The sequence below is a fragment of the Bradyrhizobium sp. genome (genome assembly GCF_019242285.1).
Taxonomy (GTDB): Bacteria; Pseudomonadota; Alphaproteobacteria; order Rhizobiales; family Xanthobacteraceae; genus Bradyrhizobium.
Genome location: NZ_JAFAVV010000405.1, coordinates 1 through 19099 on the forward strand (window position 1 = coordinate 1; position 19099 = coordinate 19099).

The 19099-nt window shown below is 65.7% G+C and carries 15 protein-coding genes and 1 pseudogene; 11 read left to right on the forward strand and 5 right to left on the reverse strand.

The features are described 5' to 3' along the window. Positions 1-602 (reverse strand): IclR family transcriptional regulator (locus JOY90_RS15650; protein WP_291692022.1); only part of this gene is annotated, 602 nt, incomplete at its 3' end. Between the two features lie 196 nt (positions 603-798). Between JOY90_RS15650 and JOY90_RS15655 the strand changes: the two genes are divergently transcribed. The 8 genes and pseudogenes from JOY90_RS15655 to JOY90_RS15690 all read left to right on the forward strand — a co-directional run bounded on the left by JOY90_RS15655 (position 799) and on the right by JOY90_RS15690 (position 11730). Next, positions 799-2895 carry a 3-hydroxyacyl-CoA dehydrogenase NAD-binding domain-containing protein gene (locus tag JOY90_RS15655; protein WP_291692023.1) on the forward strand — a complete coding sequence of 699 codons (2097 nt, stop codon included), beginning with the start codon at positions 799-801 and terminating at the stop codon, positions 2893-2895. A 184-nt stretch (positions 2896-3079) separates the two neighbouring features. Then, positions 3080-4771, forward strand: a complete 1692-nt coding sequence (gene pimA / locus JOY90_RS15660; protein ID WP_291692024.1) for a dicarboxylate--CoA ligase PimA — start codon at positions 3080-3082, stop codon at positions 4769-4771. Continuing rightward, the gene (locus JOY90_RS15665) at positions 4768-5955 is read left to right on the forward strand and encodes an acetyl-CoA C-acyltransferase (protein ID WP_291692025.1); all 1188 of its coding nucleotides are present in this window, start codon (positions 4768-4770) and stop codon (positions 5953-5955) included. The genes pimA and JOY90_RS15665 overlap by 4 nt, the downstream gene beginning before the upstream one ends. Before the next feature lie 178 nt (positions 5956-6133). Further along, positions 6134-7324, forward strand: a complete 1191-nt coding sequence (pimC, locus tag JOY90_RS15670) for a pimeloyl-CoA dehydrogenase large subunit (RefSeq protein WP_291692026.1) — start codon at positions 6134-6136, stop codon at positions 7322-7324. A gap of 139 nt (positions 7325-7463) precedes the next feature. Next, positions 7464-8600, forward strand: coding sequence for a pimeloyl-CoA dehydrogenase small subunit (pimD, locus tag JOY90_RS15675; RefSeq protein WP_291692027.1), 1137 nt, complete (start codon positions 7464-7466; stop codon positions 8598-8600). A 165-nt stretch (positions 8601-8765) separates the two neighbouring features. Further along, positions 8766-9281: pseudogene (locus JOY90_RS15680) on the forward strand (SDR family NAD(P)-dependent oxidoreductase); the annotation flags it as partial. A 244-nt stretch (positions 9282-9525) separates the two neighbouring features. Beyond that, on the forward strand, positions 9526-11025 hold the full coding sequence (gene glpK / locus JOY90_RS15685) for a glycerol kinase GlpK (protein ID WP_291692028.1): 1500 nt from the start codon (positions 9526-9528) through the stop codon (positions 11023-11025). A gap of 105 nt (positions 11026-11130) precedes the next feature. After that, the gene (locus JOY90_RS15690) at positions 11131-11730 is read left to right on the forward strand and encodes an N-acetyltransferase (protein WP_291692029.1); all 600 of its coding nucleotides are present in this window, start codon (positions 11131-11133) and stop codon (positions 11728-11730) included. Positions 11731-11848: 118 nt separating this feature from the next. Here JOY90_RS15690 and JOY90_RS15695 read toward each other — a convergent pair whose 3' ends face one another. Continuing rightward, complete coding sequence (locus tag JOY90_RS15695) at positions 11849-12271, reverse strand: DUF6636 domain-containing protein (protein WP_291692030.1); 423 nt, start codon at positions 12269-12271, stop codon at positions 11849-11851. A gap of 93 nt (positions 12272-12364) precedes the next feature. On the opposite strand from JOY90_RS15695, the gene JOY90_RS15700 reads away from it, so the two are divergent. The 3 genes from JOY90_RS15700 (at position 12365) to JOY90_RS15710 (ending at position 15852) form a co-directional block, all read left to right on the forward strand. Further along, entirely contained in the window at positions 12365-12994 is a 630-nt protein-coding gene (locus JOY90_RS15700) for a glutathione S-transferase family protein (RefSeq protein ID WP_291692031.1), read from the forward strand. Between the two features lie 221 nt (positions 12995-13215). Then, the gene (locus JOY90_RS15705; protein ID WP_291692032.1) at positions 13216-14442 is read left to right on the forward strand and encodes an ABC transporter substrate-binding protein; all 1227 of its coding nucleotides are present in this window, start codon (positions 13216-13218) and stop codon (positions 14440-14442) included. Between the two features lie 129 nt (positions 14443-14571). Beyond that, positions 14572-15852 (forward strand): DUF4147 domain-containing protein, encoded by a 1281-nt coding sequence (locus JOY90_RS15710; RefSeq protein WP_291692033.1) that lies wholly within the window; start codon positions 14572-14574, stop codon positions 15850-15852. A gap of 63 nt (positions 15853-15915) precedes the next feature. Here the strand turns inward: JOY90_RS15710 and JOY90_RS15715 are convergent, their stop codons facing one another. The 3 genes from JOY90_RS15715 to JOY90_RS15725 all read right to left on the reverse strand — a co-directional run. Next, complete coding sequence (locus JOY90_RS15715) at positions 15916-16443, reverse strand: NADH-quinone oxidoreductase subunit B family protein (RefSeq protein ID WP_291692034.1); 528 nt, start codon at positions 16441-16443, stop codon at positions 15916-15918. A gap of 13 nt (positions 16444-16456) precedes the next feature. Next, positions 16457-17962 (reverse strand): NADH-quinone oxidoreductase subunit C, encoded by a 1506-nt coding sequence (locus tag JOY90_RS15720; RefSeq protein ID WP_291692035.1) that lies wholly within the window; start codon positions 17960-17962, stop codon positions 16457-16459. A gap of 4 nt (positions 17963-17966) precedes the next feature. Further along, positions 17967-19099 (reverse strand): hydrogenase 4 subunit F (locus JOY90_RS15725; RefSeq protein WP_291692036.1); only part of this gene is annotated, 1133 nt, incomplete at its 5' end.

Consider the following 19099-nt stretch of genomic DNA (forward strand, 5'->3'; position numbering starts at 1 on the left):
CCGGCGGAAATCGCAAAACCGTATTTGGCGACGCTCTCGCCGGAGCGCTCGATGCCGTCACGGATCTTCGGCCAGCGGCTGCCGTAATGCTCGCGCAGCTCACGCAGGAGAGCAACGCGTTCATCGTCCGGAAGTGCCCAGATATAGGCACGTCCCATCGCTGTGGTTGCAATGGGGATGTGTGATCCTACGTCAAGTTGAACGTTGACGACGCCCTGCCGGCTCTGCCCGAAATAGATCATGGTAAGGCGATCGCGCGCGCCGACCGCGACCGCGCCGCCGGTCTCCCGGGTCAGTTGTTCGCGAAACGGTTCCGAGAGCTGGCGCACGCCGAGATTGGCCAGCGCGGCGTAGCCGAGCGCCATCGCCGACGGCGCGAGCTGATACTTCTCGAAACGCGGCACCGGCATCAGGTAACCGAGCTTGGTCAGCGTGTAGGTGAGGCGGGAGACCGTCGGCTTCGGCAGGCCGGTGCGCGCGGCGATTTCCTGATTGCCGAGCAGGCCGTCGTTCGGCCTGAAGGCGCGCAGCACATCGAGCCCGCGAGACAGCGCAACGACGAAGCTGCGATCGGTCGCGGCTTTCTTCCCTGGACGTTTCATTTCATCGGCTGTTGATTGCTGCGCCTCGTTGACAACGCTCGTGCTTCAAAATAACCCTGCGTGTCAAGATGTGGAATTAGATTTCGCACTGCGGAATTTAATTCGTTGCAGCGGGTATACGCAAGCGCAGCTACTCGACGCAACGCAAGAAGCCGCCAATTAACAAAAGAGCACGGACAGTCCCAAGGAGCGCAGCGTGAGCGAAGTCGTCAAGCTTGATCGTCGTGACATCATCGGTATCGTGACCGTCGACAGTCCGCCCGTCAATGCGCTGAGTGCCGCGGTTCGCGGCGGCATCCTGGAGTGCGTCAAGCAGGCGATTGCGGATCCGCAAGTGAAAGCGATCGTGCTGACCTGCGCCGGCCGCACCTTCATCGCAGGCGCCGATATCACCGAGTTCGGCAAGCCGCCGAAGCCGCCGGCGCTGAACGACGTGCTGAGCGAGATCGAGAACAGCCCGAAGCCAGTCATTGCCGCGATCCACGGCACCGCGCTCGGCGGCGGCCTGGAGGTGGCGCTCGCCTGCCACTACCGCGTCGCCACCAAGGAAGCCAAGCTCGGTCTGCCCGAGGTCAAGCTCGGCCTGCTGCCGGGTGCCGGCGGTACCCAGCGGCTGCCGCGCGCCGTCGGGCCTGAGCTCGCGGTCAAGATGATCGTCGGTGGCGATCCGATCAGCGCGGCGGAAGCGCAGCGCAACGGCCTGGTCGAGGAGATCGTCGAAGGCCCGGCCGCGGGCGGCGAGGCGTTCGCCCGCAAGGTGGTCGCCGAGGGGCGCCCCTCGCGCAGGCTGCGCGATGACGACAGCAAGCTGACCGCCGCCAAGGCGGATCGCTCGATCTTCACCAACGCGGTTGCCGCCATCACCAAGAAGTCGCGCGGGCTGGAGGCGCCGTTCGCGGCCGCCGACGCGGTCGGCTATGCGATCGACCTGCCGTTCGACGAAGGCCTGCGCAGGGAGCGCGAGGGCTTCCTCAAGCTGGTCGCCAGCGACCAGTCCAAGGCGCAGCGCTACGCCTTCTTTGCCGAGCGCGAGGCGGCCAAGATCGCCGGCGTGCCCGAAGGCACCAAGTCGCGCCCCGTTGCGCGCGTCGCCATCATCGGCGCCGGCACCATGGGCGGCGGTATCGCGATGTCGTTCGCCAATGCCGGCGTGCCGGTGACCCTGATCGAGACCGCCGAAGAGCAGCTCAAGCGCGGTCTCGGCGTGATGCAGAAGAACTGGGAGGCAACCGCGGCGCGCGGCGGCATCCCGGCGGATGCACCGGCCAAGCGCATGGCGCTGATCAACGGCGTCGTCGGGCTGGAGAATGTTGGGGATGCCGACCTCGTCATCGAGGCGGTGTTCGAGACCATGGCGGTCAAGAAGGAAGTGTTCGGCAAGCTCGATCAATATGCCAAGCCGGGTGCCGTGCTCGCCTCCAACACCTCCTATCTGAACATTGACGAGATCGCCAAGGAGACCAAGCGACCGCAGGACGTGCTCGGCATGCACTTCTTCTCGCCGGCGAACGTCATGAAGCTGTGCGAGATCGTGCGCGCTGAGAAGACTGCGCCGGACGCGCTGGTCACTGCCGTGTCGATCGCGCGCAAGATCGCCAAGGTGCCGGCCGTGGTCGGCGTCTGCGACGGCTTCGTCGGCAACCGTATGCTGGCGCAGCGCGGCAAGCAGGCCGAGAAGCTGCTGTTCGAGGGCGCGCTGCCGCAGCAGGTCGATGCCGTCGTCACAAAATTCGGCATGCCGATGGGACCGTTTGCGATGGGCGATCTCGCCGGCCTCGATATCGGTTGGCGCTCGCGCAAGGATCGCGGCATCAAGAGCGAGATCGCGGATGCGCTCTGCGAGGCCGGCCGCTTCGGCCAGAAGACCGGCAAGGGCTACTACAAATATGAGCAGGGCTCGCGCGCGCCGCTGCCCGATCCCGAGGTCGAGCAACTGATCGACGAGACCCTGACCCGGCTCGGGCGCAAGCGCCGCGCGGTCAGTGACGAGGAGATCCTCGAGCGCATGATGTACCCGATGATCAATGAGGGCGCGAAGATCCTCGCCGAGGGCATTGCCGCGCGACCGTCGGATATCGACGTAGTCTGGCTGTATGGTTATGGCTGGCCGATCTATCGCGGCGGCCCGATGTACTGGGCCGACACGGTGGGTTTGAAGCACATTGCCGATCGGCTGGCGTTCTACGCCAAGGAGACCAACGATCCGTCGCTGGAGCCGGCGCCGTTGTTGAAGCAGCTCGCCGACGAAGGCATGACCTTCGCCTCGCTCGCGGCCGCGTCGAAGGCGGCTTGATGGGGTGCACCTCTCTCCGCGCGACGCGGTCTGCTCCCCTCCCCCTTGCGGGGAGGGGTTGGGGGTGGGGGTACCAAGCGTTCCGTGGTTGTGGCTCACCCCCCTCCCTGACCCTCCCCCGCAAGGGGGGAGGGAACGGAGACGGCCGGCCCGCCTTACAACAACAACAAAACAAAAATCACTGATGACCCATCCCGGCGAACAGTTCTATCCAGAAGGCGTCCGTTGGGACGAGCCTATCGCGCGCGGCATCTTGCCTGACCTTTTGGCCCAGGCGGCGCGTGACTATGGCGATCGACCTGCGATCGAATTCCGTGACCGTCCGATCTCCTTCATCCAGCTCGAAGCGCTGGCCGAGATCGCTGCATCGGCGTTCCTGCGCGCCGGCATCGGCAAAGGCAGCTCGGTCGCGCTGTTCCTCGGCAACACGCCGGATCATCCGATCAATTTCTTCGGTGCGCTGAAGGCCGGCGCCCGTGTCGTGCATTTGTCGCCGCTCGACGGCGAGATTGCGCTGTCGCACAAGCTGACGGATTCCGGCGCGCGCGTCTTGGTGACGTCGAATCTTGCAGCGCTGCTGCCGACCGCGCTGAAATTCCTGGAGAAGGGGCTGCTCGACCGCCTGATCGTCTGCGAGGACGACCATTGGGGGAAGGTCGGGACACCGCAGGCGCCACTGCCGGATCATCCCGCCGTCATCAACGTCAGCCAGTTCGCCGACGGCGCCACGCCGCCGGGGCAATGGCCTGAAGTTTCGCCCGACGATGTCGCGCTGCTGCAATATACCGGCGGCACCACGGGCCTGCCGAAGGGCGCGATGCTGACCCACGGCAATCTCACCTCCGCGGTCTCGATCTACGAGGTCTGGGGCCGGCGCTCGCGCGCCGAGCGCAACGGCAGCGAGCGCGTGATCTGCGTGCTGCCCTTGTTCCACATCTATGCGCTCACCGTGGTGCTGCTGTCGGCGCTCAGGCTGGGCCACCTGATCTCGCTGCATCAGCGCTTCGACGTCGAGGCCGTGATGCGCGACATCGAGGTCAAGCGCGCCACCTATTTCCCGGGCGTGCCGACGATGTGGATCGCGATCGCCGGCCTGCCCGATCTCGACAAGCGCGATTTGTCTTCGCTGACATCAGCCGGCTCCGGCGGTGCGCCGCTGCCGGTCGAGGTCGCGCGCATCTTCGAGCGCAGGGTCGGCCTGAAGCTGAAGAGCGGCTGGGGCATGACCGAGACCTGCTCGCCCGGCACCGGCCATCCCAAGGACGGCCCGGACAAGCCGGGCTCGATCGGGCTGATGCTGCCGGGCATCGAGATGGACGTGGTGTCGCTGGAGGACCCGACCAGGGTGCTATCATCAGGCGAGGTCGGCGAGATCAGGATCAAGGGGCCGAACGTCACGACGGGATATTGGAACCGGCCGCAGGAGACCAAGGAGGCTTTCGTCGGCGATCGCTTCCTCACCGGTGACATTGGCTATGTCGACGCGGACGGCTATTTCTTCCTGGTCGACCGCAAGAAGGACATGATCATCTCCGGCGGCTTCAACGTCTACCCGCAGATGATCGAGCAGGCGATCTACACCCACCCCGCCGTGCAGGAGGTGATCGTGATCGGCATATCAGACGATTATCGCGGGGAGGCGGCGAAGGCCTTCATCAAGCTGCGCGACGGCGCAGCGTCGTTCTCGATCGACGAACTGCGTGCATTCCTCACCGGCAAGCTCGGCAAGCACGAGCTGCCGGCCGCGGTCGAGTTCGTCGATCAATTGCCGCGCACGCCCGTCGGCAAGCTCTCACGCCACGAGCTGCGCAGGCAGCAGCCCACGGCTCAACCCTCTCAAGCCCAAACAACAATAGCAACAGGAGGCCGCCCATGACCGACGCCGTCATCGTTTCCACCGCCCGCACCCCGATCGGCAAGGCCTATCGTGGCGCGCTCAACGTCACCGAGGGCGCGACCCTGCTCGGCCATGCCATCGGCGAAGCCGTGAAGCGCGCCAATGTCGATCCGAAGGAAGTCGAGGACGTGGTGATGGGCGCCGCCCTGCAGCAGGGCGCGACCGGCGGCAACATCGCGCGCAAGGCGCTGCTGCGTGCCGGGCTGCCCGTCACGGTCGGCGGCACCACCATCGACCGGCAATGCGCCTCGGGCCTGCAGGCGATCGCGCTCGCGGCGCGCTCGGTGATCTTCGATGGCGTCGAGATCGCGGTCGGCGGCGGCGGCGAATCGATCTCGCTGGTGCAGAACGACAAGATGAACGGCTTCCACGCCCAGGACCCGGCACTGCTCGAGATCAAGGGCGAGGTCTACATGCCGATGATCGACACCGCCGAGGTCGTCGCCAAGCGCTACGGCATCTCGCGTGAACGGCAGGACGAATATTCGCTGGAGAGTCAGCGCCGTGTTGCGGCAGCCCAGCAGGGCGGCAAGTTCAACGACGAGCTGGCGCCGATCACGACCAAGATGGCGGTGACCGACAAGGCGACCGGCAACGTCTCCTTGAAGGACATCACGCTGTCGAAGGACGAAGGCCCGCGGCCGGAGACATCAGCCGAAGGGCTCGCTGGCCTGAAGCCGGTGCGCGGTGACGGTTTCTCCATCACCGCCGGCAATGCCAGTCAGCTCTCCGACGGCGCGAGCGCGTCTGTCATCATGAGCGACAAGGAAGCATCGAAGCGCGGGCTGAAGCCGCTCGGCATTTTCCGCGGCTTCGTCGCCCATGGCTGCGAGCCGGACGAGATGGGCATCGGGCCGGTGTTCGCGGTACCGCGGCTCTTGAAGCGACACGGGCTCACGGTGGATGACATCGGTCTCTGGGAGTTGAACGAGGCCTTCGCCGTGCAGGTGATCTACTGCCGCGACAAGCTCGGCATCGATCCGGAGAAGATCAACGTCAATGGCGGCGCCATCGCGGTCGGCCATCCCTACGGCATGTCGGGTGCGCGGCTGACCGGCCACGCGCTGATCGAAGGCCGCCGCCGCAAGGCGAAATACGCTGTTGTCACCATGTGCGTCGGCGGCGGCATGGGCGCAGCCGGCCTGTTCGAGGTGCTGCAGTAGTTCAGCGTCGTCCCGGGCAAGCGGAGCGCAGACCCGGGACCCATACGCCGCGGCCGTGCGGCAAGGCACGCGTGGCAGCCAGCTTTGGCTACGACAGGAGCCGGTGGTTATGGGTCCCAGCGTTCGCCGGGACGACAGCGGAGCAAGACGGACTAATTCGACACGCAAGGAGCATCCAATGGATCTCGCATTCACCAAGGAAGAGCAGGCCTTCCGCGACGAAGTCCGGCAGTTCTTCAAGGACAACGTGCCGCCGGAGACACGGCGCAAGCTGGTCGAGGGGCGCCATCTCACCAAGGACGAGATGGTCACCTGGTGGCGCATCCTCAACAAGAAGGGCTGGGGCGTCTCACATTGGCCGAAGGAATATGGCGGCACCGGCTGGACCTCCGTGCAGCACTACATCTTCAACGAGGAGCTGCAGTCCTATCCAGCGCCGCAGCCGCTCGCCTTCGGCGTCAGCATGGTCGGCCCTGTCATCTACACCTTCGGCAGCGAGGAGCAGAAGAAGCGCTATCTGCCGCGCATCGCCAGTGTCGAGGACTGGTGGTGCCAGGGCTTCTCCGAGCCGGGCTCGGGCTCCGACCTCGCTTCGCTCAAGACCAAGGCCGAGCGCCGGGGCGACAAGTGGATCATCAACGGCCAGAAGACCTGGACCACGCTGGCGCAATACGCCGACATGATCTTCTGCCTCTGCCGCACTGATCCAGCTGCGAAGAAGCAGATGGGCATCTCCTTCATCGTGTTCGACATGAGGTCGAAGGGCGTCACCGTGCGTCCGATCCAGACCATCGATGGTGGCCACGAGGTCAACGAGGTGTTCTTCGACGACGTCGAGGTTCCTTACGAGAACCTGATCGGCGAGGAGAACAAGGGCTGGGACTACGCAAAATTCCTGCTCGGCAATGAGCGCACCGGCATCGCACGCGTCGGCGTCTCCAAGGAGCGGCTGCGCCGCATCCGCGACCTCGCCTCCAAGGTCGAGTCCGGCGGCCGCCCCGTGCTGGAAGATCCTGCTTTCCGCGACAAGCTCGCGGCTTGTGAAATCGAGCTGAAGGCCCTCGAGCTCACCCAGCTGCGCGTCGTCGCCGACGAGGGCAAGCACGGCAAGGGTAAGCCCAATCCGGCGTCGTCGGTGCTCAAGATCAAGGGCTCGGAGATCCAGCAGACCACCACCGAGCTGTTGATGGAGGTGATCGGCCCGTTCGCCGCGCCTTACGACGTCCATGGCGACGAGGATTCCAACGAGACCATGGACTGGACCGCGCAGATCGCACCGAGCTACTTCAACAATCGCAAGGTCTCGATCTACGGCGGCTCCAACGAGATCCAGCGCAACATCATCTCGAAGGCGGTGCTGGGGCTGTAGCAGGCCACGGTGTCTGACTTACGCACGCCGTCATGGCCGGGCTTGACCCGGCCATCCACGCAAGCCGCGCGAAGGTAAGGCGTGGATGCCCGGGTCAAGCCCGGGCATGACGGAGAATGGGGATATTGGAGAGTTAAAAATGGATTTTGATCTGTCCGAGGAGCAGCGGCTCCTGAAAGAGAGCATCGACGGCCTGCTCGCCGATTCCTACGATTTCGAGGCCCGCAAGAAATACATGGCGGAGCAGGGCGGCTGGAGCAAGGCGATGTGGGCCAGGTTCGCCGAGCAGGGCCTGCTGGGTTTGCCATTCGCCGAAGATGATGGCGGCTTTGGAGCCGGCGGTGTCGAGACCATGATCGTGATGGAGGCGATGGGCCGGGCGCTGGTGCTGGAGCCTTATCTTGCCACCGTGGTGATCGCCGGCGGTTTCCTGCGTCATGGGGCGTCAGACGTGCAAAAGGGCGTGCACGTCGCCGGGATCATCGATGGCAGCAAGACCTACGGTTTCGCACAGCTCGAGAAGCAATCGCGCTACGATCTGTTCGATGTCGCGACCACCGCGAAGAAGAAGGGTGACGGCTGGGTTCTCGACGGTGAGAAGTTCGTCGTGCTCAACGGCGACAGTGCCGACACGCTCATCGTCACCGCGCGCACCAAGGGCGGCCAGCGCGACAAGACCGGCATCGGCATCTTCATCGTGCCCGCGAACGCCAAGGGTGTCACCCGCAAGGGCTATCCGACTCAGGACGGCCTGCACGCCGCCGACATCACCTTTACCGGCGTCGAAGTCGGTGCCGCGATCGGCGATCCCGAGAACGGCCTGCCGCTGATCGAGCGCGTGGTCGACGAGGCCCGCGTGGCGCTGTGTGCCGAAGCGGTCGGGCTGATGGATGAATCGCTGAAGACCACGGTCGAGTATATCAAGACACGGAAACAGTTCGGCGTCGCGATTGGCTCGTTCCAGTCGCTGCAGCATCGCGCGGCCGACATGTTCGTGGCGCTGGAGCAGGCGCGCTCGATGTCGATGTTCGCGACCATGGCGAACGATTTCGATGATGCCAAAGAGCGCGCCACCGCGATCGCCGCGGCCAAGGTGCAGATCGGCAAATCGGGCAAGTTCGTCGGCCAGCAGTCGATCCAGCTCCATGGCGGCATCGGCATGACCATGGAGGCCAAGATCGGCCACTATTTCAAGCGGCTCACCATGATCGAGAACTCTTTTGGCGACAGCGAATATCACCTCCGCCGCGTCAGCGAGGCCGGCGGGTTGGTGTAGACGCAGTCCGTCGTTCGGGCCACATGCGCTGCTGTCATGCTCCGCGAAAGCGGGGCATCCAGCATTCCAGAGACGTCTCGATCAAGCACTGACGTCTCTGGAATGCTGGATCGCCCGGTCAAGCCGGGCGAAGACAGGAGGGCAAGTGGACACAGGGAAAACAACATGAAAAGTACCCCGTTCGATCTCTCCGGCCAGGTCGCCATCGTCACCGGCTCGAGCCGCGGCATCGGCCGCGCCTCGGCGGAGCTGCTGGCGCAGCTCGGCGCCAAGGTGGTGATCTCCTCGCGCAAGTCGGACGCCTGTCACGACGTCGCCGAGGGCATCAGGAAGGCCGGCGGCGACGCGCATGTGATCCCCTGCAACATCTCGCGCCGCAACGAGGTCGAGGCGCTGATCGACGGCACGCGGCAGCACTATGGCCGGATGGACATCCTGGTCTGCAACGCCGCGGTGAACCCGTACTACGGACCGCTGCTCGACATCACGGACGAGACTTTCGACAAGATCATGAGTTCCAACGTCGGAAGCAATCTCTGGCTTTGCGCGCTAACGATCCCGGAGATGGCCGCGCGCGGCAAAGGCTCGGTCGTGATCGTCTCCTCGATCGGCGGCCTGCGCGGCTCGACCGTGATCGGCGCCTACGGCATCTCGAAGGCCGCCGGCGGCTCGTTTGCCCTCCTTGCTGGCCTGCCGTCTAGCCCCCTATTCATCTTCGCCGGGGCTGGTCTGGCAGTCGCCGGTGGCTATCTCCTATAGGCGGATTTCATCGCGCCCAGGTTCGGCATCAGAACCTGGGAGGATTAGGCGGGCAAGGGCGTCCGGGCCGCCTGCTTGACGAACCCCCTCCGATCCGCTTGCCTTGATGCAACCAGCAAGACCGCTTCGGGACGCAACGCCTCACCACCACGCCGGGAACATCACCATGTCATTCGTGCTGGCCATCGACCAGGGCACCACCTCCTCGCGCGCGATCGTCTTCCGCTCCGACATCTCGATCGCGGCGGTGGCGCAGCAGGAATTCCCGCAGCATTTCCCGGCCTCGGGCTGGGTCGAGCACGAGCCCGAGGACATCTGGACCTCGACCGTGATGGTCTGCCGTGATGCGCTGGAGAGGGCAGGCCTGAAGGCCAAGGACATTGCCGCGATCGGCATCACCAACCAGCGCGAGACCGCCGTGGTGTGGGACCGCGCCACCGGGCAGGCCGTGCACCGCGCCATCGTCTGGCAAGATCGCCGCACCGCCGATATCTGCGCGAAGCTGAAGGCGGAGGGCCGCGAGCCGCTGATCTCGGCGAAGACCGGACTGATCATCGATCCCTATTTCTCGGGAACGAAAGTCGCCTGGATACTCGACCATGTGCCGGGCGCACGCGCACGCGCGGACGCCGGCGAGCTCCTGTTCGGCACCGTCGATTGCTACCTGTTGTGGCGGCTGACCGGCGGCAAGGTGCACGCGACCGACGCCACCAATGCCTCGCGCACGCTGCTGTTCGATATCCACTCCGGGCAGTGGGACGACGAGCTGCTGAAAATATTGCACGTGCCACGCTCGATGCTGCCGGAGGTGAAAGACTCCTCCGCGAAGTTCGGCGAGAGCGTGCCCGGCCTGTTCGGCGGAGCGATCGCGATCTCCGGCATCGCCGGCGACCAGCAGGCCGCGACCATCGGGCAGGCCTGCTTCACGCCCGGCATGATCAAGTCGACCTACGGCACCGGCTGCTTCGCGCTGCTCAACACCGGCGCAACGCCGGTCGCCTCGCAGAACAAGCTCCTCACCACCATCGCCTATCAGCTCGGCGGAAAACGCACTTATGCGCTGGAAGGCTCGATCTTCGTCGCAGGCAGCGCCGTGCAGTGGCTGCGCGACGGGCTCGGCATCATCAGGCAGGCGGCCGAGACCGGACCGCTCGCCGACAAGGCTGATCCGGCGCAGAGCGTGTATCTGGTGCCGGCTTTCGTCGGCATGGGCGCGCCCTACTGGAATCCGAACGTGCGCGGCGCGTTGTTCGGGCTGACGCGCAACACCGGCCCGGCCGAGCTCGCGCATGCCGCGCTGGAGAGCGTCTGCTACCAGACCTTCGATCTCTGGGCCGCGATGCGCGCCGACTGGCCGGACGCCACCTCCGCCGACATCGTGCTCCGCGTCGACGGCGGCATGACCGCCTCCGACTGGACGATGCAGCGGCTCGCTGACCTGCTCGACGCGCCGGTCGACCGCCCGATGATCCAGGAGACCACCGCGCTCGGCGCCGCCTATCTCGCCGGGCTGAATGCGGGCGTCTATCCCGAGCCGTCGAAATTCGCCGACAACTGGCGGCTGGAGCACCGCTTCAAGCCCGCGATGAGCACAGCCACGCGCGAGAGCAAATTGCAGGGCTGGGCCCGCGCCGTGAAAGGCGTGCTGGCGAGCGATGCGGGGTAGAGCAGTCCGCCGCGCAGCCCGGATGAGCGAAGCGACATCCAGGTTCACGTCGCGGCTATTCCCGCATGTCGCTGCGCTCATGCGGGCTACGGAGAAACACTATCGATGATCCTGCCCGACGGCTATTCGGACATTCCCGCCGGCAAGATCGCCGCGATCGTCACCCATCTGGAGATGACCGAACGCCTCGCGATTCGCTCCGATCCGCCAGGCGCGAATGCGTGGACGTTGCGCAAGGTGGCGCATCCGACGACCGACTGGTTTCGCGAGCTCTACTCGCGCATCGGCGCGGAGTGGATGTGGTACGCGCGCCTGAAGCTGCCCGATGCGGAGCTGGCCGCGAAGATCCAGTCGCCAGGCGTGGACATCCATGCTCTCATGCAAAACGGCCGCGACGAAGGCCTGTTGGAGCTGGATTTCCGGCAGGCCGGCGCGTGCGAGATCGGGATGTTCGGCGTCACCGCTCATCTCGTCGGCACCGGCGCCGGCCGCTTCCTCATGAACCGCGCGCTGGAATTGGCCTGGTCGCGCGACGTGCAGCGCGTCTGGCTGCACACCTGCTCGTTCGACCATCCCTCGGCCCTGTCCTTCTACCAGCGCTCCGGCTTTCGCCCGTTCCGCCGCCAGATCGTGGTCGGCGACGATCCCCGCCTCGACGGCACAGCGCCGCGGGATGTGGCGAAGCATGTGCCGGTCATCGAATGAGATCGCCGCGCAGCCTGGATGAGCTTCTTCCAAAGCAAGAGCGAAGGCAGATGCGGCATCCAGGATCAGGTGGCAACTTCTCCCGCATGTTGCGGACCCCCATGCGGGCTACGTGGGCTCAAAAAACCTTCTGTGCCGTGCGCGACAACGAGAACCCATGCTGCGTGCCGTTGGTGCAGGTCAGCCCGCTCGGTGCGGAGCGGCAGGTGAAGCCGTCGTGTTGCCAGGCCTCGCCATAGGCGAGCACCGGGAGCTTCGGGTCGGCGACGGTGTCGCCGTGGCAGGTCGGTGCGGCCTCTCCTTTCGTCGCCATCTCGAAGGCGTCGCCAAAATCGAGCTCGCAATTGCGCGGCCGTGACGGTTTTGCCGCCACCTTCAGCAGATCGCAGCGGAGCGAGCTCTGGCCGTCGCCGGTGGAGAGCTGGCAGGCGATGTTCTTCGACGGCGTCTGAAAACCGACCGGGCCGTCCTGACCATGGGCCGCCGTTGCGGCAAAGAGAAAGGCCAGTGCGACGACAATGTCGGACAAACGGTTGGTCATGGTGATCTCCGGTCATGGATTCGATGAGAATAACGCGGGTGACGGCACACGCAAAAGCCCTCTATAAGAGTACCAACCCGAGGATGCCAGAACATGTTTTTGATCGGCCAATACGATTCCCCCTTCGTGCGCCGGGTCGCGATCGCGATGCGGCTCTATGGCGCAGCCTTCGACCACAAGCCCTGGTCGACCTTCGGCGATGCCGACGAGATCGCGCGCTACAACCCGCTGCGCCGGGTGCCGACCCTGGTGCTCGACGACGGCGAGGCGCTGATCGATTCGACCGCGATCCTCGATTATCTCGACGAGCAGGCGGGCCCCGAAAAGGCGATGATCCCACCGCACGGCCCTGAGCGGCGGCGCCATCTGCGGCTCATCGCGCTCGCGACCGGGCTCGGCGACAAATCGGTCAGCCTGGTCTACGAGAGCGTGCTGCGCAAAGAGCAGCTCAGGCTTTGGGTCGACCGCTGCGAGGCGCAGATCTCGGGCGCGCTAGACGTGCTTGAGCAGGAGCGCGCGTCCGCGAGGACGCCGTATCTGTTCGGCGCCCGCATCGGTCATTCCGACATCGCGCTCGCCTGCGTGCTGCGCTTCACCGGCGAGGCGCATCCGGAGCTCTACAAGGCCTCGCGCTATCCGACCCTCACCGCTCATGCCGCGCATTGCGAGGCGCTGCCGCCTTTCCAGGAGATCGTGCAGCCGCTGGCGCCGCCGAAGGGATGAGCCCTGCTGGCTCGCCACGGAGGGGTTATCAGCCACGCCGCGGCTGCGGCAAAAAGCCGGTATGAAGAGCGCCGCGTTCGACTAATTGACGCCCCCTGCGACCTCGTTGCAGGGGGCTGCTCCTTGCCGCGAGTCGCGGACCGGTGTTGAATGCCGACCGGAGCCGTCGACCGCTCCCCATCAAGAAAAAAAGACACGTCCACCATCTCAGGGAGATCAGAATGCCCGCTCTTCATCTGCGATTGGGAGCCGTTTCGGCTGCCCTCACGATTCTGGCCGCGGCCTCCGCCGCCGCTGCCGACAAGAAATACGACACCGGCGCCACCGACACCGAGATCAAGGTCGGCAACATCATGCCCTATAGCGGCCCCGCTTCCGCCTATGGCGTGATCGGCCGCACCGAAGCCGCCTATTTCAAGAAGATCAATGATGCCGGCGGCATCAACGGCCGCAAGATCAATTTCATCTCCTATGACGACGGCTACAGCCCGCCGAAGGCGGTCGAACAGGCGCGCAAGCTGGTCGAGAGCGACGAGGTGCTCTTCATCTTCAACTCGCTCGGCACGCCCTCGAATTCGGCGATCCAGAAATACATGAACGGCAAGAAGGTGCCGCAACTGTTCGTCGCCACCGGCGCCACCAAGTGGAACGATCCGAAGGATTTCCCCTGGACCATGGGCTGGCAGCCTTCCTATCAGAGCGAGTCGCACATCTATGCGAAATACCTGATGAAGGAGAAGCCTGACGCCAAGATCGCGGTGCTCTACCAGAACGACGACTACGGCAAGGACTACCTGAAAGGCCTGAAGGACGGGCTCGGCGCCAAGGCCGCCTCGATGATCGTCGCCGAGGAGAGCTACGAGACCACCGAGCCTTCGATCGACAACCACATCGTCAAGCTGAAGTCGACCGGCGCCGATGTGTTCTTCGACGTGACCACGCCCAAATTCGCCGCACAGGCGATCAAGAAGGTGATGGAGCTCGGCTGGAAGCCGCTGCACATCCTCAACAACGTCTCGGCGTCAGTGGGCGCCGTCATCAAGCCGGCGGGCTTCGAGAATGCGCAGGACATCATCTCGGCGCAATATCTGAAGGACACCACCGATCCGCAATGGGCGAACGACCCCGGCATGAAGCAGTATCTGGAGTTCATGACCAAGGACTTCCCGGAAGGCGACAAGCTCGATAACGGCACCGTCGTCGGATACGGGGTCTCGCAGACGCTGGTGCAGGTGCTGAAGCAGTGCGGCGACGACCTGACCCGGGAAAATGTGATGCGGCAGGCCGCCAATTTGAAGGATTTCCGCACCGAGGTGCTGCTGCCGGGCGTCATGGTCAACACGGGGCCCTCCGACTTCGCCCCGATCAGCCAGCTGCAGCTCATGCGCTTTAAGGGCGAGAAGTGGCAGCTCTTCGGCGACGTCATCTCCGGCGACGTCGGCGGCTGAGGCTCGGCTTTCCGTCACCCTCTCCCTCCTGTCCGCTGGAGCCTTGGCGAAGGCGGATGTGGGAGAGGGTGCATCGTGCCGGCCCCCCAAAGCCTTGCCCTCCCCACGATTGATCTGCATAAGGGCGGCATGACGGACCGACGCCCACTCCTGCGTGCGATCTATGATGCCGCCGTCGCTGCAGCGCATCCCGATGTCGTGCTGGCGCAGCACCTGCGGCCCATTCCGAAGGGACGCGTGATCTGCCTCGCCGCCGGCAAGGGCGCCGCTGCGATGGCCGCGGCCGCCGAGCGGCACTATCTCGACACGCTGAAGCTCGATCCGGCGCGGTTGGTCGGGATCGCGACCACGCGCCACGGCCATGGCCTGCCGACCCGGCGGATCCGGGTGGTCGAGGCCGGCCATCCGATGCCGGATGAGGCCGGTCTGAAGGGCGCGGAAGACAGCCTGCGGCTCGCGGCGGAGGCCGAGGCCGACGATCTGCTGCTGGTGCTGTTGTCGGGCGGCGGCTCAGCGAACTGGATCGCGCCGGTTGCCGGCATCAACTTCGCGCAGAAACAGCAATTGACGCGGGCGCTGTTGCGTTCCGGCGCGCCGATCGGCGAGATCAACACCGTGCGCAAGCATCTCTCGCGCATCAAGGGCGGCCGTCTCGCCCGCGCCGGCAGGCGCGCCGAGATCGTCACGCTCGCGATCTCCGACGTGCCGCATGACGATCCCTCCGCGATCGCCTCGGGGCCGACCGTGCCCGATCCGACCACGCTCGCGGACGCCCGCGCCATCCTTGCCAAGTACAGTCTCGAGGTCGACGACGCGATCCGCCGCGCGCTCGACGATCCCGCCAATGAAAGCTGCAAGCCGGGCAATGCGGCGTTTGCGCGGGCGCAGTTCGAATTGATCGCGCGGCCGCGACAGTCGCTCGACGCCGCGATCAAGCTCGCCAGGGAAGCTGGCTACGGCATCGTCGATCTCGGCGCCGATCTCGAAGGCGAGGCGCGCGAGGTCGCGGCCGATCATGCCAGGCTAGCGCTGGCCGCGCGCAGCGAAGGCAGGCGGGTCGCGATCCTCTCCGGCGGCGAGCTCACCGTGACCGTGCGCGGCAATGGTCGCGGCGGTCCCAACCAGGAATATGCGCTGGCGCTCGCAGCACTGCTGAAGGACAGGTCCGGCATCTCGGCGCTGGCCGGCGACACCGACGGCGCCGACGGCGGCGGCGGCAGTGCGACCGACCCCGCCGGCGCGATCATCGACGCGACCACCTTCGAGAAGATGCGATCACTCAAGCTCGATGCGCAGGCCTATCTCACCAACAACGACGCCACCGCATTTTTTGCGGCCACCGGCGATCTCCTGCAGACCGGCCCGACGCTGACCAATGTCAACGACATCCGGGTGATACTGGTGGATTGAGGCGAGATCGCTGCTTCCCCGTCGTTGCGAGCTGCGCTTGCAACGACGGCATGATGCCTTTGGCTAGCCCGCGTTCCCCTCGACATGCTGCAATAGCGCCAGCAGGCCTTGCAGCAATTCCGTCGGCGATGGCGGGCAGCCGCGGATGTGGAGATCAACCGGCACCACGTCCGACACGCCGCCGATGCAGGCATAGCTGCCCTTGAACAGGCCTCCGTCGGCCGCGCAGGCGCCGACGGCGACCACCCATTTCGGATCGGGCGTGGCATCGTAGGTGCGCAGCAACGCCTCGCGCATATTCTTCGTCACCGGTCCCGTCACCATCAGCACGTCGGCATGGCGCGGCGAGGCGACGAAGCGCAGGCCGAAGCGCTCCAGATCGTAGAAGGCGTTGGAGAGCGCCTGGATTTCCAATTCGCAGGCGTTGCAGGAGCCGGCATCGACCTGGCGGATCGCAAGCGAGCGGCCGAGCCGCGCCTGCGCCGCCTGCGTGACGCGGCCGGCGAGCTCGGCAAGCGCCGCTGGATCAGGAGCCGGCGGCGGCTCTGTCAGTGGGCCGTGGGTCAGGCTTTCGAGCAGGGTCCTGCGCATCGCCGGCGCTCCTTCAGAGATCGGCGCCCGAATAGGAGCAGTTGAACGACTTGTTGCAGAGCGGGAAGTCAGCCACGATGTTGCCCTCGATCGCGGCCTCCAGGAGCGGCCACTGGAACCAGGAGGCATCGCGCAGATGGCAGCGCGCGACGCGGCCCGAACCGTCGAGCCGCAGCCACACCAGCACATCACCGCGAAACGCCTCGACCAACGCCATGCCCTCGCCCGCTTCGCCACTCGGCTCGAGCGGACGCACGATCTCGCCTGCCGGAATCGGATCGAGCAGTTGCTCGATCAGTGACAGGCTCTGCTCGACCTCGCGGATGCGGATCCACACCCGCGCATTGACGTCGCCGGCTTCCAGCACCGGCACCTCGAACGACAGTTCATCATAGGGCGGATAGAAGAGTGTGCGTCGCGCATCGAACGTTCGCCCCGAGGCGCGCCCGACATAGCCACCGGCGCCGAACTGGCGCGCATAGGCGGGCTTGACGATGCCGGTGGCGACGGTGCGGTCCTGCAGCGAAGCGGTGTTGTCATAGAGTTCGACGAGGCGCGGAAACACGCGTCTGATTTCGGCGAGCAAGCGGCGCAGCTCGGTTGCGCCGTTGCGCGGCAGGTCGCGCGCCACGCCGCCGGGGACCACGACGTCCATCATCAATCGGTGTCCAAACAGCGCCTGCGCCATGCGCAAGACGCGCTCGCGCAAGATGCCCATCTGCGCCTGCATCAGTGCGAACGACGCGTCGTTGCAGATCGCGCCGATGTCGCCGAAATGATTGGCAAGCCGCTCCAGCTCCGCCATCAGCGCCCGCAGATGGTGCGCGCGCCGCGGTGCTTCGGTCGCCAGCGCCGCCTCGCTGGCGCGCGCGAAGGCAATCGCATAGGCGACCGTGCTGTCGCCGGAGGTGCGGCCCGCGAGCCGCGAGGCGACGTCGAGCGCCAGATGCTGCATCTGCGCCTCGATGCCCTTGTGCACATAGCCGAGCCGCTGCTCCAGCCGCACCACATGCTCGCCATTGGCGGTGAAGCGGAAATGGCCGGGCTCGATGATGCCGGCATGCACCGGGCCGACCGCGACCTGATGCAGGCCCTCACCTTCGGCGGCGAGAAAAGGATAGCGGCCGAGCTCGCGCGGCGCGGGCCCCGGGGAGAGCGGAAAGTGCCGGCCCCACGCGCCATGGTCGAGCCACGGCCGCGTATCGGCCGCGCCTGTCGCCTCGAGGCCGAACAGATCGACGATTGTCCGCTCCAACCGCAGCGCCGGCGGGTGCCGCGCGGCGACACTTGGGAATTTGCCGTCGCCGCAGGCAAGGCTGATGACGGCGATCCCTCCCGCTTCGCCGAGCATCGCGAGATACACGGCTTCAGGCTCGCCCCAGAATCCGAGCAGCGTCAGCTCGCCGGATGCGAGCCGATCGATCGCTTTGCGCCAGCCGTCCTCGTCGACGATCGCGCGTGGCCACGGACGGTGCACGGTCACAAGCTCACGATGCGGGATGCCACCGAGCAGGTCCATCCCGTCATCCCAACAGTCTTGCGACGTTCTGGAAGCCCGCAACCAGCGCGGACGGCAGATAGATTCCGGCCATAAGCACGAGGGCCAGATGCGTGAACATCGGCACATAGGAGGCTTCCGCCGGCTTGGTCTCGCCCTTCGGCGCGCCGAACATCACGACGTTGATGCGCAGGAGCAGGCCGCCGAGCGCGATCAGCAGACCGAGCACCAGGATCGTAGCGAGCCATGGCTGCCGCGCGAAAGTCGAGGAGATCAGCAGGAACTCGCTCATGAAGATGCCGAGCGGCGGCAGTCCCAGGATCGCGACGACGCCGAGCATCAGGCCCCAGCCCAGCACCGGATTCGTCGCCGTCAGCCCGCCGATCTCGGCGATCTTCTGGGTGCCCTTGACCTGGGCGATGTGGCCGACCGCGAAGAAGATCGCCGACTTGGTCAGCGAATGCATCGTCATGTGCAACAGGCCGGCGAAATTCGAAAGCGGCCCGCCCATGCCGAAGGCGAACACGATGATGCCCATGTGCTCGATCGAGGAATAGGCGAACATGCGCTTGATGTCGCGCCGCCGGTAGAGCATCAGCGCGGCGAAGATCACCGAGATCAGGCCCATCACCACCATCAGCGGACCCGGCGCGATCGCGCCCGGGCTCACCGCCAGCATCATCTTGAAACGCAAGAGCGCGTAGAGCGCGACATTGAGAAGCAGGCCGGAAAGCACCGCCGAGATCGGCGTCGGCCCCTCGGCATGGGCGTCGGGCAGCCAGGCATGCAGCGGCGCGAGCCCGACCTTGGTGCCGTAGCCGAGCAGCAGGAACACGAAGGCGACATTGAGCAGCGCCGGATCGAACTCGGCTGCGCGCGAGACCAGCACGGTCCACACCATCGCATCCGTGCCTTCGCCGACCACGGGACGCGCCGCCATGTAGACCAGGATGGTGCCGAACAGCGCGAGCGCGATGCCGACGCTGCCGAGGATGAAATATTTCCAGGCTGCCTCCAGCGCCTCATGGGTGCGGTAGATGCCGACCATCAGCACCGTGGTCAGCGTCGCGATCTCGATCGCCGCCCACATGAGGCCGATGTTGTTGGCGGTCAGCGCGAGGTTCATCGCGAGCATCAGTATCTGGTACATCGCGTGGT